Genomic DNA, 23,925 nt, shown 5'->3' on the forward strand with positions numbered 1-23,925 from the left:
TTATTGCCCTCCTGTGGAATTAACAGCATAAGCTAAAGCCGCCTGCTGTTCGCGGGTGAGAACGTCAAAACCAAAGCAAGCAAAAGCAATTGGTGATATGTTGGCTTTTGTCGAGAAAATAGTTTTTTCTGATGGATTGACTAAAGCAGTTTTACCTCCTTTAACTTTAATTTTGTAAATTAACTGCTGATTCGCCTGGAATATTTCTAAGCCATTTTCTCGTGGCTTAATCTGATAAATTTCTTTATCAGTGCCATCTTCTAATTTATAATCACCATCTGGCTGTTTTTTGAGAATATATAACTCTTGATTTTGTCCAGAATTTTCTAATTTCCAATACCCTTGTTTAATGACTACATAACCTAAAGTTTTTTCTGCTGGATTTTTAAACTTGATTTTTCCAGATTTTTCTGACTTAATCTTGACTATTTCTTGTTCTTTTGCATCAACTAATTTAGCTCCATCGGCTTGCTGTTTCAGGGAGAATAAATCTGCGCCAGTCTCACTTTTAAATTTGATTTTATCAGTTTGGTTATTGACCTTAGCTGCTGTAACGGCGATTGGACTATTACTTACTTGTGGTTCTATCGGAGTTTTATTTTCATTACTACAACCCAAAATAGTAGCTATTAATAAAATTGAGATGGAAAATTTTAAAATTATTTTCATAAGTTTTATCGAGCTAATTTTTTGGCTAAATTCAGTATCTGATAAACACTTAAAAACATAGTCGTGATGGTTTGATATATTTCTGCTTGATTATCAGCCACATTTGGGGCAATTCTGACAGCAAACTGTATAGATTTATCAGCAATTTTTAAACTTCTTAGGTGAGCTAAATTAGGTAATTTAATTGCTCCTCTAGCTTCATTTTCTAAAGTTTTAACGGCTGCATAGCGGCGTTGAGGATAAGCAATGTTTAAGTTTATATCTAATCCTCCAGATTTGATTTTAGATTTATATTTGCTTTTGCCACTACTACCACGTTTCCAACCATATTGCTTTTTCGAGATAGCAGTTGCTGATAAGTCAAAGCGAGTTTTATCTAAAAATTTACCTTGAATTTTTAGCCATTCCTGTTGATGATGGTCAATTTTCCAACCAGATTTGACAGGATGAGGTATAGTATTAGTTTTATAATCTGCTTTTTCAGTTGGTTGAAAAGACAACTGCAAGTTAATCTCGGCATTTGAATCTATATCTCTAGATAGCATTTGCAAGATTTTTTGCGTTGATTGATAGCGATAATTTAAAATATTGATTCTGCCAAACTTAAATCTATTGACTAAAGCATAAATAAACCCAATAATTAACCCAATAACGACAACAAAAAATAATATAAACAGTAGGCTCTGCGAGTTATTATTAGTGATTAAACTAGAGGCAATAATCATTAAGATAATTGTAATAATTATTCCTATAAAGTAATAAAGTGCCTGCTTGCCGAATTCCTGTTGTTTTTGCTCTGCTAGGCGGTCAATTTCTTTTATCTGCTGTAAATCGCTGAGGATTTGAGCAACAGGAGCTTGCACTGTATAGGTTAAATTTTGACGGAATTGTTTTAAATCAACAGGCATATTATTGTAACCTCATCAGTTGTCATGAGATTGATGAGCTTTAGCTTGATTTTTTATTTTATTCAATTTATTGAGTTTTTTTAGAAATCAGAAAAAATGCAATAAATTTTATTGAAGAATTCAGAAGCCAGGAGTCGGAATCAAGACGCTCGCAGACTCACACTTCGCTGTGCTATCAATAGGAGACGCTATGCAAACGAGAAGCGTGGGGGTGCAAAAATGCCGTTTATTCATCTGTGGCTTTGCACAAAATTCCCAGGCTGAATTCTGTTTTGACAAAATTAGTCTGTAAATATTGATGAATAAACCAAAAATAGCTTATATATCTTTTGATACTGTTCCTGCGCCAAAAGGTGCAGCAATTCATATTATTGCTTTTTCGAGAATATTAGCAGATGCCTTTGATGGCATTAATTTAGTCACAGTTTCGTCAACAACTGAATGTATAGATGGTCAAGAAATTTATCCACAAGTTATCCAAACAACTTTGCCTGCTGTAGGGGATAATTTAATTCAGCGAGTTTTGTACTTTCGCCATCAGTTAAAGCGATGGTTACAAGGCAAGGAATTTGCGGCAATTCATATACGTTCTATTTACGAAGGCTATGGCATCGCACTACAAAAAAGCCGATATTGCCAGCAGCTAATTTTTGAAGTTAATGGTTTACCTTCTATAGAATTAAAATATCGTTATCCCGCAGTAGCTGATGACAAAGAACTGTTATATAAATTGCGATCGCAAGAACAAATTTGTTTAACAGCCGCAGATTTAATCCTTACGCCTAGCAAGGTTACAGCGCAATATTTACAAAGTCGTGGTATCCCAGAAAATAAAATTAAGCTAATTCCTAATGGCGTAGATTTAGAAGTTTTTACTTATAAAAGTATAGGGGATGTTACCAGCAAAAAGCAAGAATTACAAATGTTATATTTTGGGACACTCTCATCTTGGCAAGGAGTCAATTTAGCCATTGAAGCTTTAGGTCTAATCAATAAAGATATTCGTGCTGATTTAACAGTAATTGGACAAGCAAGACCAGAGCAAATCAAGATTTTAAAACAACTGGCTCACAAATTACAAGTTGCAGATAAACTTCAGATATTAGCACCCATGACTCAATCAGAATTGGTGCAATATATTCATACATCTGATGTGATTTTGGCTCCTTTAACAGCAAATGACCGCAACTTAATTCAAGGTTGTTGTCCCCTAAAAGTTTTAGAAGGAATGGCAACAGGAATACCCATCATCGCTAGTGATTTACCAGTAGTCAGAGAACTAGGAGAAAATCAAGTACATTTTTTATTAGTTAAACCCGGTTCAGCCAAAGCAATAAAAGATGCAGTTTTACAGTTATATAACGAGCCAACACTAGCAAATCAACTTGCCCAAAATGCCCGAAAAAAAATTGCCGAAAATTATACTTGGCACAATGCCGGACAAGCTTTAATTGCAGCTTATACAGAATTAGGCTGTGAAGTATGAAGTATGAAGTATGAAGTATGAAGTATGAAGTATGAAGTATGAAGTGTGAAGTATGAAGTATGAAGTATGAAGTGTGAAGTATGAAGTATGAAGTGTGAAGTATGAAGTATGAAGTGTGAAGTATGAAGTGTGAAGTATGAAATTTACTTCTTTTGCCTTTTGCCTTCTGCCTTATCATGATTATAATCACGACGACTTATTTATTCGGTCAATTAAAGTTTGCAACCGTTTTTTTTCTTGAGTGATAGAATATTCTGCAAGGATGCGATCGCGTGCAGCTTGAGTGATGTTAATTTTGTCTTTTACTGGAATTGTCAGATATTCCAACACTGCTGCCCCGAGTTTATGCAATTGCGATCGCGGTAAAATAAAACCATTTTCACCATGTGTAATAACTTCAGGAATTCCACCCGCATCACTAGCAATGCAGCAACAACCACAAGCCATTGCTTCTAACAGCGCATTTGGCATTCCTTCCCACAATGAAGGCTGGAGATAAACATCACACAATTGCAAATGTGCCGCCACCGTTTGCGGATGATTTAAATGCCCAGTAATAATTATTCTTTGAGCATTTTCTGGGTACTCACTAGCATATAATTGCAGCACAGATTCCTGCGAAGCCCGCACCTCCCCAATAATTAATAAGCAAGCCGGATGCTGAGAACGTACGGTAGTGAACGCATTCAACAAAAATTGCTGCCCTTTCTTTTCTCGCAATTCACCACAAAAACCGATGACTAACTCATCTTCGGCAATACCTAAAGATTCTTTGTTAACTGTGGTTGTCTGCTGTGGTGCAAAAACTTCTAAATCAACTGCATTTTTTAACACCAACACATCATTTCTCTCACTCAAAAGTTTAATTTTCCGCGACATATCAGCACTCACCGCCGTAATCACTGTGGCGTGTTGTAGCGTCCATTGCAAACGGGCAAAATCTCCTGGGGGAAACATTTCTTTATCAATATCATTACCACGAGCGCTGACAGTGCTAACTAACCCTTGAAGTTTGGCAAACCAAGTAGCTAAAAACCCGCTAGGAAATAAATAATGTCCCCATACAGCATCATAGGGACGAGAAATATGCAGCCATTCCAGCACATTGAGAGTGTGAGGCATCGTCATCTCCCAATGACGATATAAACCAATTCGATAAACACGACACTGAACATTTATAAATTCTGGTGGTAAAACTTCCCCTGGTTGCAGATAACGACTCCATGTCACCACATCAACCTCTACACCTAATTGAGCGAGTGTAGTTACCAACCTTGTTGCACTTCTAGCTAAACCCCCTAAATCAGGGGCAAATCTTTCTGTAATGAATAGCAACCTTGTCATAAATTTAGGGTGTAGGGGTGATGAAACTCTGATTCATCAAATATGAGTCCTGTGAGTCCTATACATATTCAAATTACAGTTGCTACGATTAACTACTCTGGATTAATAATTGCTTAATTCTTTCTACTAAGTGTTTCAGTTTAACAGGTTTAGCGAGGTAATCGTTAACACCAGCTGCCAAACAGCGTTCTAGGTCTCCTGGCATAGCTAGAGCAGTCAAGGCAATAATTGGAATAGAATTAGTTTGGCAATCAGCACGAATTCGCCTAGTTGCTTCTAAACCGTCCATTTCTGGCATTTGAATATCCATCACAATTAAATCAGGCTGGTGTTGCTTGGCCATTTGTACAGCTTGTAAACCGTTGCTGGCCAATACAATCTGAAAATTCCGTGCCTCTAAGTAATTAAACAGAGTTGTGATGTTAGCTTCATTGTCTTCTGCTAACAAAATTTTGCCAGATAATTGGCTCTCAGTTTTACTTAACTCGTCTACGGCTGAAGCTAGCGGAACTTTCGGTTCCTGAACTGAGTTTTCTGGTGGCGATGGGGGATACCACGGTAACAGTATAGTAAAACAACTGCCTTGCCCGACTTCACTGTTGACGGAAATGCTACCGCCATGTAAATCAACAATTCTTTGAACAATGGGTAGTCCTAGTCCCGTACCTGCATAGCGGCGAGATAAAGAACTATCTAACTGAATAAAGGGCTGAAATATTTGACTTAATTGCTCTTGAGGAATACCAATACCATTATCGGTAACTTGCAGCTCAACAGCTTGCTGAGAATAATTTATTTGCGCTGTGAGTTTGACTTGCCCGCCATCGGGTGTAAATTTAACTGCATTACTCAGTAAATTAACTAAGACTTGAACTAATCGACGTTCATCAGCCGGAATTTCTAAGATAGTGTCATCGATTTCGCAGGTTAACTGAATGTGTTTATTTTGAGCTTGTTGTCGGACAAAACTGAGGCTAGATTTACACACAGAATGCAGGGAAACTGCCTTAATTTCTACCTTGACTTCGCCTGACTCAATTTTAGATAGGTCTAAAATATCACTAATCAGTGCCAGAAGGTGTTGGCCGCTCTTTTCAATAATTTGTAAATATCGGCGTTGTCGTTCATTTAAAATGCCAAAGATATCTTCTAATAAGACTTCACATAACCCCAAGATTGAGTTGAGGGGAGTACGTAATTCATGACTCATGGTAGCGAGAAACTCATCTTTGAGGCGGGCGGCTCTGGCTAATTCGGCATTGGCTAAACTGATTCTTTCGGTACTATGACGCAACTGTGCTTCTGCTTCTTTGAGGGTGGTGATATCTCGTCCTACCGATTGAAATTCTGTAAATTCTCCTTGTTGGTTAAACAGCATTCGATTAATCCACTGAGTCCAGCGAATCTCGCCGTTAACTAAGACACGGTTTTCAATCGTGACAGTGGGATTTTCCGCATTCATCGATTTGATCAGCCGACCTACCATTTCCCGATCTTCTACAAAAATTACAGGTTCGTAACTTTTGCCAATAATTTCTTTTGGCTGCAAATTAAAGTAACGACAATAAGCTCGATTGGCAAATATAACTGTTGTATCTGGTAAATATCGAATAATCAGGTCGGTTTGCTCTTCGACGATCGCCCGATAGCGAGCTTCACTTTGGTGTTTTAATTGATTGTAGGCATGGGCTTGCTGGAGTGCCACACCTAAGTGAACAGCTAGTCTTTGCAAAAATTCAATTTCTGTATTCTGCCATGCGCGCACAGCAGTACAGTGATGGGCGATTAACACGCCCCACAAGTGATTGTCTTGCAAAATCGGGACAACTAAGTTTGCCCGCACCTGCAAGCTTGCCAGGAGTTCGACATGACAAGGGGCAATGCTACCATCGTAAATATCCGGCTTGACGGTAATGAGTCCTTGACGGAATGGTTCAATGTAACTTTCGCTGAAGCAAGGATCATGGTAAGAAGTAGAAAGCAGGGGAAGCCATTGGGAACCGACGGATTCTGTCACCACAGTACCTAAACCATCGGCCTGCAAGTTAACAATCAAGACACGATCAGTTTGAAGAAATTGGCGTACTTCGTTGACAGCCGTTTGCAAAATTTCTTCTAGATGCCGACTTTGATGAATTTGCAGGGTAATTTGGGCGACTAAGCGTTCTTGCTCGATGCGCTGTTGCAGTTGAGTGTGTAACTGTACCCGTTCAATGGCTCCATTTACTGCTAGGTGCAATCCATTGGGGGTGATTTGTCCCTTAATTAAATAATCCTGCGCCCCAGCTTTCATTGATTGTACAGCGATCGCTTCATTACCTTGGCCGGTAACTACAATCACAGGTAAAAAAGGCTGTTGTACCAAGGTTTGCAATTTGAGCAAAAATTCCAAGCCATCCCAATCGGGCAATCGATAATCCAAGATGACAATATCAGGTTTATGCTGTTGCCATAGGTTTAGCCCCTGCGCCCCCAGGGATGCTTCGAGAATAGTGTAGGAATAATCTGGATCTTTTTGTAAATAACGGCGATATATTTCCCGATCTTCAGGGGAGTCATCCACAATTAACAGGGTGCGTGGGGCTAGAACCATAACTAATCTTCTAGATAGTTGGGTAATGTTGTCACTTCAAACCAGTACTCTACGAGCATTTGAATATCTCGTTTGAGTTGGTTAAAGTTGATCGGCTTGACAATATAGCTGTTTACGCCGTATTGATAACACTCTTCAATATCTTTTGGGTTGTTGGATGTGGTAAACACAACCACGGGAATGGTTTTTAGTTTTTGATCCTGTTTAATCCGGCGTAAGACTTCTCGTCCATCGGTTCCCGGTAAATTCAGGTCAAGTACAATCAAGCCAGGACGTATTTTTTGACAATTTTGATAATTACCCGTGCGATTTAAAAATGCCCAAGCCTGCTCGCCATTGACACAGCGCTGAATTGGGATGGCTAAATGAGATCGCAACAAAAACCTTTGTAATGCCTCAAAATCTTCGTTACTATCTTCTACAACTAAAATTGGTGGTGTTGGCTGCTGAACAGGGTAAGCCGAATAATGATTCATACCTCTGTCTCCGCTGCTAGGGTAAAGTAAAATATCGTACCTTCATTAATGGTAGATTCTAAGCAAATTCGCCCCCCATGCCTTTCGACAATTTTGCGGGTAATTGTTAAGCCTGCCCCAGTTCCACCACCAAACTCATCTCTGCCATGCAGACGACGAAAGATTTGAAAAATCTTTTCTTGATGTTCAAGGAGAATGCCAATACCATTGTCGCGTACATAAAAAGTATAGGGTATAGGATGAGCTTGCTTGTCCTCATTTACTGGTTGCTGTTGTTGATTCCCAGCCATAAAGCCAATTTCAATCCATTTTTGAGCTTTATTGTTGTACTTAATGGCATTACTAATCAAGTTGGTAAACAATTCCGTCACTTGGGCGCGATCGCAATCTATACTTGGCAAAGTCCGCGGCACACGAAATTCAATTTCACTGTGTGGTCGAGAAATCGTCAAGGTGTTAATTACTTGTTGAACCAACTCATCCAAATTCACCCTTTGACGGATGAGTTCGGCGCGTCCCAAGCGCGAGAAATGCAGCAGGGAATTAATCAAGTCTTCCATGCGCTGCGTCAATCGCACTAAGGTTTGTAACTTTGCTGTGCCATCCTCATTTAAGATATCGGCGTAGTCTTCCATCAAAAAGTTGGCGTAGTTGTGAATGCCGCGTAGCGGTTCCTTTAAGTCGTGGGAAGCAATATAAGCAAAAGAATCGAGTTCTTCGTTGCTGCGTTGCAGTTCATAATTCATCGAGGCTAATTCGTCGGCTTGGCGCAACACAATCCCAACAATTAAGCTTCTGAGTTCGGCGACTGCGGCAATTTCACAAGCTTTCCAAGCTAAAGCACAGCCGCGTACTGTTTCTTGCCACAAATCAAAGGATTTACGCGGTGAAAGTTTCTGGCTGCCATCTGCGGAAACTTCGACAGGTTTATTGGGGTTGCCGCCCCAATTGACTGTTTGGATGATTTCTGGGCGAAACCAGACAATATAGTTGTGATGCACGCGGGAAATTTCCAGGGCTAAAACTCCACTAGCGATCGCTTTGAATGATTCGGCTGTGGCATAATTTTTACTGAGGCAGTTGGTGGCAAAGATACTGTCTTGGAGATAGGGTTTAATCCAACTCAATAAATCACGCATTTCTGGCTCTGATGGCGTTTCACCTACGCAAATATATTGATTCCCTGTACAAATAACAGCACCCGTAGCAGACACCAGCTTCAGTAGTTGAGTTTTCAGTTGTACCATCCCATCAACAAAAGACTGCGCCTGCGACAAAGCCTCGACAAATTGAGTTTGTAACAATTTCAACTGGCGTTTGTCATCACTGTCTTCGCTGGCTGCTTTATTTGCTAATTCCACCGACATCACCTGTCCAATAAACTCACAAACAGTCCTGGTATGGTAAGGAATATATTTCGGGGAAGAATGATGACAGGCAATCAATCCCCAGAGTTTTTTCTCCTGCAACAGCGAAATAGACATAGAAGCCCCCACACCCATATTTTGCAAATACTCTAGGTGCAGGGGAGAGACACTCCGCAAAACAGCCAAACTCAAATCTAGGGGTTGATGAGTGACGGGATTATCGACGGGAATCAAAGCCACAGGTTGATATTGGGCATTGGGAATCAACCTTAACCAATTCAGGGTATAAAGATGACGAGCTTGTTTGGGAATATCAGAGGGTGGATAACGTAAATTCAAATAAGGTGTTGCTTGGTTGGTATCTTCCGCAATCACACTACCTGCATCGTCTGGATCAAATTGATACACCATAACGCGATCAAACCCCGTGATGCGGCGAATTTCTTGCACAGCTACCTGACACATTTTCAGCAATGTCGGAGCTTTTTGCAGTTTCGTGATTGGTTCTTTGACTTGATGATAAAAATCAAAAAAGTCAGGTTTGTGCGAGGTAAGTTGTGGTTCTAGTTCTAGCAGTACTACTTGCTGCCAACGATGGACAATCCCATCAAAATCAATCAGGCCATCCAAGCAGCGAATTGACAAATGCATCGGATTGGTAAAATCAAAGTCTGTCGTTAAGCATTGTTGAATGCGTTGGATTTGGGGTTCATTGAGTAAATCCCATAGGGTTTTGCCTAGTAAATCTGTTGGTGAAGATGCGATCGCTTCTGGAATATTACTGCTGACTTGAATAATTTCCAGATTTGGTTCTTGCAGTACTAATAAAATACCATGCGGTTGGATCATCCCCGGAATATGGATTGGTTCGAGATCGCAATTAGTCAAATCAATATCAGTTACGTCAATCATGGCTTTCTCTACTGCCCTAGATTGACTGATAAAACTGAAAAATTCAGGATTTGGGGTAAACTACAGCAATAGGGAAATTTCTGAAGATGGCTATTTTTCCCTGTTTTATCCCAAACCTTGACACCATGACCAAGCCCCGTGGGGGTGGGTGTAGGGGAAAATAGATGACACCCTATTTCACCACCTAATCTGTATGCCTCAAGCTGACTTTTGCTCAGGGGTAGGGAACGTAGCGCACTAGCCACCTGTTTTGCCAAGAAGTATGTTGTTTTGAAAATGAATTTATGTTGTTTCAGTCTTAAGGAAGATGACTGCATATCGGTTTTTTTCTAGATATTAAATGTTGATGGTAAAGTACACCCCAATTACACAAGCAAACTGCTCGTACTTCTATCCCATAATTGACCATAAATCTTCCATCAGATAATTTACGGCCAGATGTTTTCAGGCAGCAGTTTTTCTAGTAGAAACGCTTTTTTCTCGCCAATAGTAGAAGTAAGCGCATCACCACAACTGGATATCTACCTTTTAGTAATCCCTAATTATTATTTGGATTACTATTTGCTTCACAGGATTTAACTAAGGGAAATTACCCACATATTTGCTATAAATTGATTTGAAAACCTTCACAAAACTAGCAAATATATTTTGCTTGGGAAAAATTAAAGTTAAGTTTTAATATATATTAATGCTTTTAGGACTACTGAGCAGTCCGAAAAAGTACGCATTTATGACTATAACAAAATAACAATTAGTGATATTACTAGGGTAGATCAATCATATTTCTCAACTTTTGTCCTAAATTTGGCATAAATTTAGTCAAAGTGGGCGATAGATATGTATATGAACAGCATCATTCAACACTGGGTATTCACTTATGACTAAAACCACCCATAAGCTAAATGATTTGGGAATCGAATTACCAATTCCTCAAACTGCTCGTACTATTGCTCAAAAGTTTGCCAACCAACAACCTACTTTTGCCAAAGCAGAACAAGTCCGCTTAAATACTTTAGCTGTATTGGTTGTCAACGACTACTTGCAAATGATGGGAATTCCCACTAATCTCAAAGCCAGTGACAGTTGGAATCCTATATTACAGATGTGTGGCAACATTGCTGATTTAGAAATTCCTTTGCTAGGGCGCTTAGAGTGTCGTAATGTGCAATCACACGCACAAGAATGTTTAATTCCCCCGGAAACTTGGGAAGAACGTATAGGTTATGTTGTAGTCCAAATTGATGAATCACTGCAACAAGCAAATATCTTAGGTTTTATTCAAAATGTAGACACGGAATTATTACCTTTAAATCAACTGCAACCTCTAGAAGAATTAATTGAGCGCATTAGCCAATTGAAGACATCTCCAATTCAACCATTGGTAAACTTAAGCCAATGGTTTATTAATCAATTTGAAGTCGGTTGGCAAACAGTAGAATCATTACGCGAATTATTAGCAATCAATCCCGCTTATGGGTTTCGAGGTAGGATAACGGCAGAAGAAATATCACCCCATCAACCACAAACTCCTACTAGACGAGCTAAACTCATCGATTTGGGTATTCAAATCGCCAATTATCCGGTGATGCTAATTGTCGAAATTAGCCCAGAGTCAAATACTAAAACTAGTATTCGTTTACAATTACATCCTACTGGTAATCAACTGTATCTACCAGAAGGATTAAAATTGACGGTTTTGGATGAATCAAAAGTGGTATTTTTAGAAGCACAAGCCAGAAGTGCAGACAATTATATTCAGCTGCAGTTTCGCGGTGATATTCAAGAACGGTTTAGCGTGCAAATATCTTTAGGCGACATGACTTTTACAGAAAGTTTTATGATTTAAAATCCTCATCAAAGTAGAGATTGATGTTCAGCCAGATAAGCTAGATTTTCCTCAACACTTGAAGCTAGAAGCACAAAACTTGGTAAAGAGATAATTGTTCGTCAGCATTTTATGTTTCCTGCAACCTACCTACTGCACTCAAATTTCATGGTTAGTGTTTTGATTGCGTCACTCCCATGATTGTTCGATATCGTGATGTTTTGCTGGATAGTTTTTAACTTTTAACTGATATACCGCGACAGTCATGACTAAGTTAGTGGTTTTGAAATTCGGGGATGGTAGTTTTAATCAAGGGTTTGCTGTAACTCTTCAGATTGGAGAAGAAAACGATCGCCCGGAATCCGAAATTACAGGGAGACTGTCTCCATGTCCAGAAATGCCGCTTTACTATAGCAGGTGGCAAGCAAGTTATTTAAATCTCGGTAAAAGTTATCGCTTAGATGCTGATAAAATTCAAGTCACAAATGTCTCCATCAACCAAAGTTGTCAAGACTTAGCTCATGCTTTGCGCGCTCGTTTTAACACTTGGTTAAGAGTAGAAGAATTTCGCCCGTTAAGAGAAAAATGGTTAGAAAAGTTATTACCAACAGATGAAATTCGCGTAATTTTGCAAACAGACAATAGCCAATTGCAGAGATTACCTTGGCATTTGTGGGAATTACTAGAACGCTATCCCAAAGCCGAAATTGCGATCGCCTTACCAACTTATGATCGCATTTTGCAACCGCGTACGCAAAATCCAAAAGTCAAAATCTTAGCCATTGTCGGCAATAGTCAAGGGATTGATACCCAAGCAGATCAAGCGATTTTGCAACAGTGTCAAAACGCGGAAATCACCTTTTTAGTCGAACCGCAACGTCAAAAATTAAATGATTATCTTTGGGGAAAAAACTGGGATATTTTATTTTTTGCTGGACATAGTTCCAGTCAAGGAGATGAGGCGACAGGAAAGATTTATCTCAATCAAACTGATAGCTTGAGTGTGAATGAGTTGAGATACGCTCTCAAGCAAGCCATTGAACAGGGTTTGCATTTAGCAATTTTTAACTCCTGTGATGGTTTGGGACTGGCGCGAGAATTAGCAGATTTACAAATTCCCCAAATGATTGTGATGCGCGAACCTGTTCCCGATATGGTGGCGCAAGAGTTTTTAAAGTACTTTTTAACCAGTTTTTCCCAAGGAGAACCAATCTACCAAGCCCTCAGACAAGCCAGAGAACGTTTACAAGGCTTAGAGGATAAATTTCCCTGCGCCACCTGGCTACCAGTCATTTTTCAAAATCCGGCACAAGTGCCATTAACTTGGCAAGAACTCATAGTTACCGCCACCGTAGAAATTCCCTGTTCACCACCACTGCGTCGCTGGCAATGGCGATTATGTTTATCATCTAACTTTGCCGTAATTGCTGTAATTTTTGGGCTGCGGTTTTTTGGAGCCTTTCAAGGTGTAGAATTTTTAGCATTCGACCAAATGATGCGATCGCGTCCTGATGAAGGCATTGATCCGCGGCTATTAATTGTCACAATAGATGATGCGGATTTACTGGCACAACGGCGCAACGGCGAAAAATTAAAGGGAACTTCTCTATCTGACAAATCACTCAATACCCTGTTAACAAAATTAGTCCAATATCAACCGCGAGCGATCGGTTTAGACATTTATCGTGATTTTCCTGCCGAACAGCCAAATTTAATTCCTCAACTGCAAAAAACAGATAACTTAATTGGCGTATGTAAAGGCAGCGATGCCACTGCCAACACCAAAGGCATTGAACCACCACCAGAAATTCCTAAACAACGGCTCGGATTTAGTGACTTTATTCATGATGCTGATGGCGTTGTGCGTCGCCATCTGATGTTTTTCACCCCAGAACCAGCATCGTTATGTCAAGCTGAATATGCTTTTAGCACGCAATTAGCCTTTCGCTATCTGATATCATCAGGAATCCAGCCAAAATTTACGCCCCAACGGCAATTACAGTTAGGGAAAGTTGTGTTTCCGCGTTTATCTGCTCACAGTGGTGGCTATCAAGGTATTGATGCCAACGGCGGACAAACCTTACTCAACTACCGCGCCGCCAAAATGATTGCCGAAAAAGTGACACTGACCCAAATTTTATCTGGTTCAGTTAATCCCACTGCCATCAAAAACCGGATTGTCTTGATTGGTGTGACATCTAAGGGGGATTTTCCTGATTACTGGGATACACCCTATGGCAATACCTTAGACACACAAATGCCAGGAGTGATAGTACAAGCACAAATGATTAGCCAAATGCTCAGTGCTGTGTTGGATGGACGACCTTTACTCACAGTCTGGCCGCTAGCGATGGAAATTATCTGGATTTGGGGTTGGTCGATTGTCGGCGGAATTCTCGCTTGGCGGTGGCGATTACTGCCAATATTGTTATTAGCAATAGGTATTAGTGCTGGTGTGTTGTATGTTCTGTGTCTAGTTCTGTTGATTGAAGGTATCTGGGTTCCTTTTGTCCCTTCAGCTTTAGCTTTATTGGGGACAGCGACTTTAGTTTCCATTCAACATAAAACTTTTTGCAAAAGTTCCGAAATAAATCATTAACTACTTAATAGACGCAGATCACATTCCCTATTTCAGTCCTAGAGATTGGAGGCCACAACTGATGAAACTTTATTTAGGATTAGCTTTTGGCTACGCAGCCTTTTTAGCTAGCCAAATGGCAGTAGCAGCACCAATACCAGCTAAGGTGACATTAGCCCAAAAAGTTAGTTTTACTCCGCCACCACCACCTAAAGATCCCCCTCCTGGTGGACGAGTCCTAGGAGGAGCCAAACGCGGTCAATGTCCCCAAGTCAAAACTGACTTAACTGCCTTAGTACCTTTTACCCAAGAACCACCGAATATTACCAATGTCTGGAGTTTGACCACAGCAGCCCACCCAACATTTTGGTTTTATGTGCCCTATGCTCAAGATTTTGCTAATCCAGTTGAGTTTGTCTTGCAAGATAGCAAATTAAAACAGATTTATCAAAAAGCGATCGCACTTCCCACGCAACCTGGTATCATCAGCATTTCCTTACCTCCTGATACCCCCTCATTAGCTGTAAATGAGCAGTACCGTTGGTTTTTCACTGTTTATTGCGACAAAGCCAGACAATCCCCTCCGGTTTTTGTTGAAGGCGTAGTCAAACGAGTTAATCTCGACTCACAAATCACCCAAAAACTCAAAAAAGCCACACCATTACAAAAGTTTGCTATCTATGCCAAATACGGTATTTGGCACGAAGCCCTCACAACACTGGCACAACAAATACAAAAAAATCCTCAAGACCCTGCCCTAGAAAAACAATGGCAAGACTTATTAGCCAGTATCCGCCTAGATAATGTTGCCAAAGAACCAATTTTGTCAGCAAAACCTGAATAATTCAGGGCTGATATACCAAGATTGTTTGTGAAGACTGGGTGTAAGGGTGTGTTAATGGGTTTTGAATACCGACACCCACACACCCCTAGGCCCCTTCACCCCGATATTACTACTTTAGTCCTATGATATTGTTTTAATCCGCTAATTTTACGTATACAAAGATTACGAAAAAAGACAATTTACTTAAAAATTGAACTGTTGGTTTTTGCTATTTGTTATTCTCAACTTTTGAGCATCTTCATTTATAGATGTCAGACTATAACAGTCATCAAAAGTTACAACATCCTCATCCTGCTACCAATATTTCAGTGATTAAACACAATTACAATATGAGCGAAATTATAGTCAAAGAAAATGCACCTAACTTATTTCCCAATGGAGATTATGTTTCGCCAGGATTTGCTACTGTTAAGCCAGATTCCTGTTTTCCTAACATGGTATTAGGCAACAAATATGATTCTTCATGGCTTTATCTGCGGCGAGATATTCCGCATAACTGGTATGTAGATCAAAGACGGCATGGGGTAGGATTTGTTAGCCGAGATGAGGCGCATATTCTGTACAACACAGCTTTAAAATTTACCGGGAAAAAAGCTTTAGAAATAGGTTGTTGGATGGGTTGGTCTGCTTGTCATTTAGCTTTAGGAGGAGTAGAGCTAGATGTGATTGATCCGATGTTATCAGAACAATTATTTCATGAAAGTGTGAGCGATTCTCTCAAGCGGGCGGGTGTGCAGGAATCTGTAAATCTCATCCCAGGATATAGCCCAGCAAAAGTAGCAGAAATAGGTAATAAATTTAACCGAAAATGGTCATTAATATTTATAGATGGACATCATGAAGCACCCGCACCGCTCAATGATGTCATAATTTGCGAACAACTAGCAGAGGACGATGCTTTAATTTTATTCCATGATTTGAGTTCCCCTGATGTTGGTCAAGGCTTAGACTATTTAAGAGCTAAAGGTTGGCACACAATGGTTTATCAAACTATGCAAATTATGGGAGTTGCCTGGCGAGGCAATGTTGAACCCGTGACGCATCAGCCAGATAATACAATTGATTGGCGTTTACCGCCACACTTGCAATCTTATACAGTTAGTGGTGCAAATCAAACTGGAAAACCTAGCCAATTTACAAGTTTTTTGCAAGCAATTCAGCCATATACTTTATTGAGTGAAGCACAATTATTTGCGCTCTACAGTCAAGGGCAACAAGTGTATGACTATCTTTTTTGGCTACCAAAAATTCTCTGGCAGGCAATCTCTAGAAATAAATTTTAAACTTTTAAATAACAGTTATTATTCACTATCTTTAATTTGCGTTGGTAGTTGATTAACTAACTCACTCAAAACATCAATTTTACTCCTTGAGGTTTGCCTACAGTAATCCTCAAGGATTTGTAATTCTTTATTAGCCAGGGGAAGCTGCTGATATACACTAGGGCGAGTTTTGGCTTCTCTTTGCTCAATTTTAATGGCTTGATAATTTAAAAGTGCAGAAGTCATTTCGGAATTAAGCATCATTTTTTGAAAATCAGTACGTTCAAAAACTATAGCTTTTGCGGGTGTGCTATCTGCGGCTTTGACTGTTGCTGTTCGTTTACCTTGTTGTAATAAACCTACTTCACCAAAATAACTATTAGGCCCCAATTTTCTTAATAGTTTTGGTTCTGAGCCTGGATCTTCTTGAATTACGTCTACTTCTCCCTCCATCAAAATATAGAATTTATCAGCTAAATCACCTTGACGGAAGACAATTTCACCTGGTTGAAATTTCAAGATGTTGATTTTGGGAATCACATCTGTTAATTGTTTATCTGTTAAAGTTGGTAGGGCAACAGATAATCGACCTTGATAGTCTAAATCTAGTTGACCATCTTCCATCCGCACAATGCGATTGGTAATATTAAAAATTCGGCTGTCATGAGTAACAATTAAAACAGCGCTGCCTTGTTCTTTTGCTAGGGCTGTCATTAATTCAACGACTTCTTGTCCGGTGTGCCGATCTAAAGCAGAGGTTGGCTCATCGGCTAAAATCAACGGTGGACGGTGAACGAGGGCGCGCGCGATGGCTACTCTTTGTTTTTGCCCACCAGAAAGATCCCTTGGATAAGCATTTAAGTGCTTTCCCATACCTACTGCTTGCAATATTTCCGTACTTTTGCGTTTTGCCTCTGCTGGTGTGAAATTTTTTTGTAGTTCTAAAGACAACATTACATTCTGAAGCACAGTCATAAAATCCAGCAAGTTAAAATGCTGAAAAATATAACCTATACGTTGTCTTAGCTTCATCCGCTCAACTTCACTAGCCCCTTTTAATTCATGCTCTAACACTTTTAGGCTACCTTCTTGCACAGAACGCAGACAGCCAATTAAAGTTAAAAGTGTCGTTTTGCCTGAACCAGAAGCTCCCGTTAAAATTACAACTTCTTGGGGATTAATCTCTAAATTGACTCCAAATAAAATTTGTTTTTTTCTGCCTGCTTCTTGATAATAATGATTCAGTTCTTGAATTTTAATAACCGGATTCATAAATTGTATAATTATTAAACTATTTAAAAATCTCTACTGGATCTGCATCTTTAACCTTAAATAAAGAAAGTCCTGCCGATATCAGGCAAATGAGACTAACTAACGACAGAACAAATAAAGCTACACCTAAAGACATCTCAATAAATATCTTGGTCACATTAAGTAGGTAATCATAAGCAAGGTAAGATAAAATTAAGCCAGGGATATATCCAGTAATTACTAAAATAATTGCTTCTTGAATAACTACAGAAACTAAAGATTGTTGGCTAAAACCTAGAGCTTTTAAAGTGGCATAATTACCAAGGTTGTGTGTCACCTTTACATAAAGAATTTGATATAAAATAAAAATACTAATAACCACAGCCATAATTAAAATAAACCGAAAGATAAAACCCATTGGTGAATTATTTTCGTGAAATACTTTTTCTCGTTGGATTAATTCGGTTTTGGAGAATACTTTAATAGTTGTGGGTAAATAACTTCTTAATTGTTTAACAGTTTGTTCTATATTCTCGTCAGACTTAAACTCTGGCTTTAATTTAATCAAGCCAACATCTATTTTAGTCTCATCCCGGCCAAATAATTCACTAAAAGTTGTTGAACTGGTAATAAAACTAGCATCATAAGCATTATTCACACCTAATTTAAATAGTCCCACAACTCTAAGCTCTCTTAACGAGCTAGAATTGCCTACTTGGATTTCTGCTAAAGACTCTCCTTTTGCCTTAACATCGGCAATAATGGGATAAAATTCATTCCTCGCATTTTGGTCAAATAAAGCAAATTTTTGCTTGTTGAGTTTTTGGAGATTTGCTTCTATTCCTGGCAAACTTAGTGTTGGCACATTTAAAGAAATGCCCATCACATTAACTCTAATCCGATAAACGGAATTGTTTTTGTCATACCATTGAGTTGAAGTGATATAAAGCGGTGCAACAGATTCTACTTGCTTAAGTGCTAATGCTTGATATAAAGGTCTAGAAGAAAAAGTTACTGGTTGTAATGCCGTTGATGAAAGAGAGCTAATTACAACAATATCTGCATTAAAATTTAAAGGTAATTGTAATGCACCTTCTAAAAACGCATTTCTTAGCCCTACCTGCATAAATAGCAAAAATGTAATACAAATAATGCCAATCACACCTGCAATAGTTTGATTGCGTTGATATCTTAATTGCAACAAAGCAATGGGAATTTTTTGCAATTCTCTTAAATAACGTTGAATCATGAGTGAGCAATTGTTTAAGGTTGTATATTGATGGCTACATCAACTTTGAGATTAGTCATACCTGCAACAATATGACTACTTTCTTGATTTAGGAGAATTTTCACTTCTACTACACGAGCGTCTATATTTGTGGTGGAATCTGTATCTAAAACATTGCGATTACCAATTTCTAAACCTATTTGGGCGACTTTTCCTAGTAGTGGTTTTGTGAGACTGGGACTGGTAATTGTTGCTGTTTCTCCTATATGTACTTGGCGGATATCTGTTTCATAAACTTCCGCAACCACTACCATTTTTGTTGTATTTCCTAAACTTAAAATGCCTTGGGTTCCTACCATTTCGCCGGGAAAAGCTTGGACTTTTAAGACTTGTCCAGCTTGTGGCGATCGCACTATACTTAAATCCAACTCTGCCATAGCTTGTATGACTTTGGCTTTGGCTTCTTTGACTTGTGCTTGGTACAAATACACATCTACGGGACGCACTTCTGCCAAACTATTCAACGCCGCTCGCGCTTGATTGACATATCTTTGTGCAGTTTCCATCTGTAGGCGTTTGCTATCGTACTGCGAAGCTGAAACTGCTCCTTCTTTGTACAAGATGTGATAGCGTGATTCTTCAGCTTGCGTATTTTTTAATTCTGCTTCTAATCGCCCTATTTCTGCCTTTTGAGCTTGTAAATCTCCTTGTTTTGCCCCCGCTTGCACCTGCATTAAACGAGCTTGCGCTACCTGGACTTCTTGTTCTGCCATTCTCACCGCCGCTAAACGACGCGTATAATTATCCAAAACTGCTAGCACTTGTCCTGACTTTACCCAGTCTCCTTGCTTTACTAGTAGTTGTTGAATTCGCGCCGATTCTGTTGTCGAAGCCGGAAACACTCGCCGCACCTCCCCTTCTGGTTCCACACGTCCTAAAGCCGTGACAGCTTGTACTACTGGAGGTGCAACCACTGACTGAGGTGTAATAGTTTCGTTGCTTTTGGTTATTGATGGGATTTTGACTTTGCTAACAGCGATCGCGCAAGTAAACAATGTAGCAAAAAATACAAATATTTTAGTGTTTTTACTTTTATAACCTGAGATAAAAAAATTCGTCATACTTACTCCAACTTAAGTGCTAAAACCTTTAATAAACAATAGATATTTAGTTTAATTTCAGTTCTATTACGCAAAAAATACCAGCGTAAATCAACTGGTATTTTTCTCTTTTTAAATATTTGAGGTAATGATTATTACTAGGATTTATATTTACACTTTGCCAGCAAACTCAACAGCAATCTGAATTCATCCCGCATTTATGCAACGCCTAATTTATTTCTGGGAAATCCCTCATAATAGTTTTAACTCTGTTCCCTTAATCGCGGATACTGAGGGCGACAGGGACTTCCCCAACATACTTGGCCAATTGGCATACTAGTAAACACACTACTACGCGCGCCAATTACAGCATTCGCGCCAATTTCTACGCCTGGCCCAACAAAACAATCAGTAGCTACCCAAGCACCATTACCAATGGTAATTTTCGCTATTTTTAACCCAAAAGCTGGGTCATGAATATCATGACTACCAGTACATAAGTAACTTTTTTGCGAGATGACGCAATGTTCACCGATACAAATCTCATCTAAACTGTATAAAACTACGTCATCACCAATCCAACTGTAGTCACCAATAGTAACTTTCCAAGGGAAAGTAAAACGAGCAGTTGGTCGAATGACTACACCTTTACCAATGCGCGCACCGAACAGTCGCAACAAGAAACAACGCAGATTACTCGAAGGGTGTAGCGTTAAGGGAAAAGCGATCGCCTGTACAAGCCACCACAGCAAAATATACCAGCTAGGGCGACCCCGGTCAAACCAGGATTGGTCATACTTGCGTAAGTCTACAAAAGAATTGTTATTAGTCATGGCTCATTTATCATTTGTCAATAACAAGGGTGTGTGGCTGAGTGTGAAAACGTTGTTGCAAGGGGCTTTGATCCCACTGTTTGTTGGGGCTTTTTCTTTCCTACACCTGCCCCAACGGGGCTTGGTCAACTGTTAATCAAAGAATAGGGACTGGGTTGCAATTCACAAAACCCAATCCCTAACATTCAATATCTAAATAAAGCACCCATGATAAATAGCTTTCAAGCTTCCTACCTAGGTTTCTTCATTTCATACTTCATACTTCATACTTCATACTTCATACTTCAAACTTTTCTCTTGGGGTAAAGATGGTGGTGCAGATTTAGCGGTGCTAGCTGTATTTAATTTACCACCACAGTTGCGTAATTCATACAGTTTCACGCCAATTTGATATTCGTATTGACTTAATAAACGTCCATAAATATACCCGGCTTTGCCATCTAAGAAACCGCGTTGAATAATATAGAACAAAATAAAGCGCAAGAATGGTTTAAATGGTAAATGCACCCAAACTTTTTTCAAAAAGCGTTTGCGTTGAACTGCATCACCAAATAAGTTTGCGCCAATTGTGCCTTTTTCATCTTGACCAGCCAGCAGATTGTAATAAACACGGGCTTCCCAATTAGAATAGCGATTGTGTCTTTCCAACCAGTGGAACAAATCACGGAAATCTTCATGGAGCATATCATTTTTGAGATAGCCCACTTGACCTTGTAAAATAACGTGTTCGTGAACTTCGTTATCGCCTGTGTTGGGGATATCTTCAGTATTTAGGTTTTCGTAACGCCCCATTTTGTGTTTAAATAACCGCAAATTCCAATCGGGATATTTACCACCGTGGCGAATCCATTTACCTAAGAAAAATACCCGACGATTGAGATAATAACCGTTAAATTCATTGCTTTCGATCGCTTGAGCAATTTCATCCCATAATTCTGGTGTAATTCGCTCATCACAATCGACAATCAATACCCATTCATTGCGAAAAGGTAGGTTATCTAAAGACCAATTTTTCTTTTTCGGCCAGCGTCCATTAAAGTGAAACTGAACTACATTAGCACCATAATTTTTGCCAATTTCGATACTTTTATCGCTACTTTGTGAATCGACAATAAATATTTCATCTGCTCTTTGCAGGCTAGCAAGACAAGCTGGTAAATTGGCTTCTTCGTTTTTGGCAGGAATAAGTACAGAAACGGGAATTTTTGACATATATGTTGTTATTGGTTACTTTTTATTGGATGTAGATAATAAACCCTGAATCGCCGCATTTAAATAAGCTATCTGGCAATATGTATAAACGAGTTTGTCGAAGCGTTCTGCTGGGTCGGAAAAATACTGTAATGTTTTATATAAACCCCGAATCAAGCGCTCGCCACCGCGTTGTAACTGGCCAATACCTGTTTTACCTGCAAGTTGTTCTCGATAGCATTCACTAATACCTTGCCACCAACCACGATTTAAAAACCAAGTGCGATTGAGCCTTTCGGGTGCAACGTTATGAGCCACTAACGCCTCAGGCAGATAGGCGACTTGCCAACCACGCCCAAGGGCAAATTCTGTCATTTGCAGTTCTTCGTTAGATAACAGGTTTTTTCCGACTCGTCCGAGATGGGGATCAAAACCACCGATTTCTGCCAAAAAGCTCCGACGAATGGAATAATTCAAGCCTCTGGGGGTTAACCCTGGCTGCTGGATATAAACTATGCTGTTTCCCAAATCGTAAGCTCCCAAATTGCCTGATAACCCAGAAGATAGCCATTTGGGTGGTTGGATATTGGGCGGCCATAAAAGGGTGACTTTGCCACCGGCGATCGCTAGTTTTGGGTTATTCTGATATGCAGAATACAATACTTGCAACCAGCGATCGCTGGCGACAGCATCATCATCTAAATATGCGAGAATTTCGGCACTAGCAGCTTTAGCACCAGTGTTACGCGCCACCGATAACCCGGTGGTGGGTTCAAAGATATACTTTAAACGGGGATTGCAGGCTCTTTGTTCTACAACTTCGCGGGTGCTATCGCTTGAGTTGTTATCTACCACTATCACCTCAAAGTCAGCCGCAAAATCCTGCGCCAACAGGCTATCAATCGCAGCACCTAAATAGGTATCACGATTGTGAGTGCAGATAATAGCAGAGATTTGGATGTCTGGCATAGGATTAAAATTAAGTTGTCACCCTTGGATTTTAGATTACAATCTTCTATCCAACGGTCGCCTGCTCAGTGCTAATCTATAACAAAAAATCCAGACCCACCAACCGCGTTTCTTCGGAAATAGTCTTTAAATCTTTATGCTTGTTGAATATGGCTGTGTAAAACTACCAAAGTTTCAGCTAACTGACTCAGGCGTGTTTCTAAATCTTGTTTGCGTCCCAACAATTGACGTAATTTTTGATGTCTGGCTATAGCCATACTAACCGTAGCCACTTGATCGGGTGGACATGGGCGCGACCAAACTTTTCCCGATTCATCCAAGCCACAAAGGCGATACCCTGTCCGGGAAAATTGATAAGCGTCCTGAGAGCCAGTTGTGCAAATTTCTTCTACGTAGTTCATCAGCTGGTCTACCTCTGCATGGCGCAGTGTCGCTGTTCCCGCTTGTTCTGGGTCTTTAGGATTAGATTCTAACCATCCATTCACTAGCGGCCCTTCCAAATAAAGGTCTTGAATTTGTTGCAGAATAGTTTGGAGTTCGTACTGCCAACCAGCTACATGAACTTGAATTTCTTGCAGCAAATTCATGGCTAAAGCTGGATTAGCACCGTGGCGATGGTTGCTAAAGCTAGGAGTTTTAAATTTGGGTAAGCTAGGTGTTTTCCCGCCGTTTTCTTGGGCGGGGAATGTTTCTACAGATTGATGCGTAGAAAATAAATTTTGTTCAAGAGTGACATCTTTTTGAGTTTCTACCTCAATTTTGTCTGGAGTTTTTACTTGCGTGTTCTCCACATCTTCCGAGACAACTTTATCGGTGGTAGCTTCTTTGCCAGAAACACTAATTCTAAAAGATACGGGACGCTTCGGCGATTCACCTGTTTCGACAGTTACATTCTCACGATTGACTAAATCGTGTAGAGTCGCCTCAATTCGTTTTAGACCTGTTTTCATAAAGATACCCTGTAAATGTGCTGCCCCCTGTGATGTTTCATTGTTCACAGTGGTGTGTTGGGAGTTTTAGCTTTTGCTAATTTTGGCACAAATTAATGCTGGTGCTAATTTATCTGGGAAAATATCTTGGCAACAAACT

General features: G+C 39.7%; 18 protein-coding genes. 5 read left to right on the forward strand and 13 right to left on the reverse strand.

All coding sequences use genetic code 11. The features are described from left to right. Both H6G69_RS16095 and H6G69_RS16100 read right to left on the reverse strand, forming a co-directional pair. On the reverse strand, window positions 1-669 hold the full coding sequence (locus tag H6G69_RS16095; RefSeq protein ID WP_190688901.1) for a hypothetical protein: 669 nt from the start codon (window positions 667-669) through the stop codon (window positions 1-3). A 5-nt stretch (window positions 670-674) separates the two neighbouring features. Then, window positions 675-1,577: a hypothetical protein gene (locus H6G69_RS16100; protein ID WP_190688904.1), complete on the reverse strand. Its 903-nt coding sequence runs from the start codon at window positions 1,575-1,577 to the stop codon at window positions 675-677. Between the two features lie 298 nt (window positions 1,578-1,875). Here H6G69_RS16100 and H6G69_RS16105 point away from each other — a divergent pair, with 298 nt between their 5' ends. Continuing rightward, a complete protein-coding gene (locus H6G69_RS16105) occupies window positions 1,876-3,063 on the forward strand; it encodes a glycosyltransferase family 4 protein (RefSeq protein ID WP_190688907.1) in 1,188 nt (395 codons plus the stop codon). Between the two features lie 186 nt (window positions 3,064-3,249). On the opposite strand, the gene H6G69_RS16110 is transcribed toward H6G69_RS16105, so the two are convergent. The 4 genes from H6G69_RS16110 to H6G69_RS16125 all read right to left on the reverse strand — a co-directional run bounded on the left by H6G69_RS16110 (window position 3,250) and on the right by H6G69_RS16125 (window position 9,755). Then, window positions 3,250-4,407 (reverse strand): glycosyltransferase, encoded by a 1,158-nt coding sequence (locus H6G69_RS16110; RefSeq protein ID WP_190688910.1) that lies wholly within the window; start codon window positions 4,405-4,407, stop codon window positions 3,250-3,252. 88 nt (window positions 4,408-4,495) lie between these two features. Continuing rightward, window positions 4,496-7,000, reverse strand: coding sequence for a response regulator (locus H6G69_RS16115; protein WP_190688913.1), 2,505 nt, complete (start codon window positions 6,998-7,000; stop codon window positions 4,496-4,498). A 2-nt stretch (window positions 7,001-7,002) separates the two neighbouring features. Then, window positions 7,003-7,476, reverse strand: coding sequence for a response regulator (locus H6G69_RS16120; RefSeq protein WP_190688917.1), 474 nt, complete (start codon window positions 7,474-7,476; stop codon window positions 7,003-7,005). After that, window positions 7,473-9,755: an ATP-binding protein gene (locus H6G69_RS16125; RefSeq protein WP_190688931.1), complete on the reverse strand. Its 2,283-nt coding sequence runs from the start codon at window positions 9,753-9,755 to the stop codon at window positions 7,473-7,475. The genes H6G69_RS16120 and H6G69_RS16125 overlap by 4 nt, the downstream gene beginning before the upstream one ends. An 877-nt stretch (window positions 9,756-10,632) precedes the next feature. On the opposite strand from H6G69_RS16125, the gene H6G69_RS16130 reads away from it, so the two are divergent. From H6G69_RS16130 to H6G69_RS16145, 4 genes are all read left to right on the forward strand, one after another. Beyond that, window positions 10,633-11,601 (forward strand): DUF1822 family protein, encoded by a 969-nt coding sequence (locus H6G69_RS16130; protein ID WP_190688933.1) that lies wholly within the window; start codon window positions 10,633-10,635, stop codon window positions 11,599-11,601. A 244-nt stretch (window positions 11,602-11,845) separates the two neighbouring features. Next, window positions 11,846-14,179, forward strand: a complete 2,334-nt coding sequence (locus H6G69_RS16135) for a CHASE2 domain-containing protein (RefSeq protein WP_190688936.1) — start codon at window positions 11,846-11,848, stop codon at window positions 14,177-14,179. A 61-nt stretch (window positions 14,180-14,240) separates the two neighbouring features. After that, window positions 14,241-15,002 (forward strand): DUF928 domain-containing protein, encoded by a 762-nt coding sequence (locus H6G69_RS16140; protein WP_190688939.1) that lies wholly within the window; start codon window positions 14,241-14,243, stop codon window positions 15,000-15,002. 248 nt (window positions 15,003-15,250) lie between these two features. Continuing rightward, window positions 15,251-16,285, forward strand: coding sequence for a class I SAM-dependent methyltransferase (locus H6G69_RS16145; RefSeq protein ID WP_242072078.1), 1,035 nt, complete (start codon window positions 15,251-15,253; stop codon window positions 16,283-16,285). Between the two features lie 18 nt (window positions 16,286-16,303). Here the strand turns inward: H6G69_RS16145 and H6G69_RS34680 are convergent, their stop codons facing one another. From H6G69_RS34680 to H6G69_RS16180, 7 genes are all read right to left on the reverse strand, one after another. Further along, on the reverse strand, window positions 16,304-17,536 hold the full coding sequence (locus tag H6G69_RS34680; protein ID WP_190688952.1) for an ATP-binding cassette domain-containing protein: 1,233 nt from the start codon (window positions 17,534-17,536) through the stop codon (window positions 16,304-16,306). A 19-nt stretch (window positions 17,537-17,555) separates the two neighbouring features. Further along, window positions 17,556-18,764: an FtsX-like permease family protein gene (locus tag H6G69_RS16155; RefSeq protein ID WP_190688956.1), complete on the reverse strand. Its 1,209-nt coding sequence runs from the start codon at window positions 18,762-18,764 to the stop codon at window positions 17,556-17,558. A gap of 14 nt (window positions 18,765-18,778) precedes the next feature. Further along, entirely contained in the window at window positions 18,779-19,864 is a 1,086-nt protein-coding gene (locus H6G69_RS16160) for an ABC exporter membrane fusion protein (protein WP_190688960.1), read from the reverse strand. Window positions 19,865-20,106: 242 nt separating this feature from the next. Further along, window positions 20,107-20,676 carry a hormogonium polysaccharide biosynthesis acetyltransferase HpsU gene (gene hpsU, locus H6G69_RS16165; RefSeq protein ID WP_190688963.1) on the reverse strand — a complete coding sequence of 190 codons (570 nt, stop codon included), beginning with the start codon at window positions 20,674-20,676 and terminating at the stop codon, window positions 20,107-20,109. Between the two features lie 270 nt (window positions 20,677-20,946). Continuing rightward, the gene (locus H6G69_RS16170) at window positions 20,947-21,888 is read right to left on the reverse strand and encodes a glycosyltransferase family 2 protein (protein ID WP_190688966.1); all 942 of its coding nucleotides are present in this window, start codon (window positions 21,886-21,888) and stop codon (window positions 20,947-20,949) included. Between the two features lie 15 nt (window positions 21,889-21,903). Beyond that, window positions 21,904-22,836, reverse strand: coding sequence for a glycosyltransferase family 2 protein (locus tag H6G69_RS16175; RefSeq protein ID WP_190688969.1), 933 nt, complete (start codon window positions 22,834-22,836; stop codon window positions 21,904-21,906). A 134-nt stretch (window positions 22,837-22,970) separates the two neighbouring features. Continuing rightward, complete coding sequence (locus H6G69_RS16180) at window positions 22,971-23,786, reverse strand: hypothetical protein (protein WP_190688972.1); 816 nt, start codon at window positions 23,784-23,786, stop codon at window positions 22,971-22,973. Window positions 23,787-23,925 lie beyond the last annotated feature (139 nt).

This window comes from Nostoc sp. FACHB-110 (assembly GCF_014697425.1).
Classification (GTDB): Bacteria; Cyanobacteriota; Cyanobacteriia; order Cyanobacteriales; family Nostocaceae; genus Nostoc_B.

Excerpts from the sequence above, each read along its gene's own strand:
- H6G69_RS16095 (WP_190688901.1), bottom strand. The coding sequence starts at position 669 with ATGAAAATAATTTTAAAATTTTCCATCTCAATTTTATTAATAGCTACT.
- H6G69_RS16100 (WP_190688904.1), bottom strand. The coding sequence starts at position 1,577 with ATGCCTGTTGATTTAAAACAATTCCGTCAAAATTTAACCTATACAGTG.
- H6G69_RS16105 (WP_190688907.1), top strand. The coding sequence starts at position 1,876 with ATGAATAAACCAAAAATAGCTTATATATCTTTTGATACTGTTCCTGCG.
- H6G69_RS16110 (WP_190688910.1), bottom strand. The coding sequence starts at position 4,407 with ATGACAAGGTTGCTATTCATTACAGAAAGATTTGCCCCTGATTTAGGG.
- H6G69_RS16115 (WP_190688913.1), bottom strand. The coding sequence starts at position 7,000 with ATGGTTCTAGCCCCACGCACCCTGTTAATTGTGGATGACTCCCCTGAA.
- H6G69_RS16120 (WP_190688917.1), bottom strand. The coding sequence starts at position 7,476 with ATGAATCATTATTCGGCTTACCCTGTTCAGCAGCCAACACCACCAATT.
- H6G69_RS16125 (WP_190688931.1), bottom strand. The coding sequence starts at position 9,755 with ATGATTGACGTAACTGATATTGATTTGACTAATTGCGATCTCGAACCA.
- H6G69_RS16130 (WP_190688933.1), top strand. The coding sequence starts at position 10,633 with ATGACTAAAACCACCCATAAGCTAAATGATTTGGGAATCGAATTACCA.
- H6G69_RS16135 (WP_190688936.1), top strand. The coding sequence starts at position 11,846 with ATGACTAAGTTAGTGGTTTTGAAATTCGGGGATGGTAGTTTTAATCAA.
- H6G69_RS16140 (WP_190688939.1), top strand. The coding sequence starts at position 14,241 with ATGAAACTTTATTTAGGATTAGCTTTTGGCTACGCAGCCTTTTTAGCT.
- H6G69_RS16145 (WP_242072078.1), top strand. The coding sequence starts at position 15,251 with ATGTCAGACTATAACAGTCATCAAAAGTTACAACATCCTCATCCTGCT.
- H6G69_RS34680 (WP_190688952.1), bottom strand. The coding sequence starts at position 17,536 with ATGAATCCGGTTATTAAAATTCAAGAACTGAATCATTATTATCAAGAA.
- H6G69_RS16155 (WP_190688956.1), bottom strand. The coding sequence starts at position 18,764 with ATGATTCAACGTTATTTAAGAGAATTGCAAAAAATTCCCATTGCTTTG.
- H6G69_RS16160 (WP_190688960.1), bottom strand. The coding sequence starts at position 19,864 with ATGACGAATTTTTTTATCTCAGGTTATAAAAGTAAAAACACTAAAATA.
- hpsU (WP_190688963.1), bottom strand. The coding sequence starts at position 20,676 with ATGACTAATAACAATTCTTTTGTAGACTTACGCAAGTATGACCAATCC.
- H6G69_RS16170 (WP_190688966.1), bottom strand. The coding sequence starts at position 21,888 with ATGTCAAAAATTCCCGTTTCTGTACTTATTCCTGCCAAAAACGAAGAA.
- H6G69_RS16175 (WP_190688969.1), bottom strand. The coding sequence starts at position 22,836 with ATGCCAGACATCCAAATCTCTGCTATTATCTGCACTCACAATCGTGAT.
- H6G69_RS16180 (WP_190688972.1), bottom strand. The coding sequence starts at position 23,786 with ATGAAAACAGGTCTAAAACGAATTGAGGCGACTCTACACGATTTAGTC.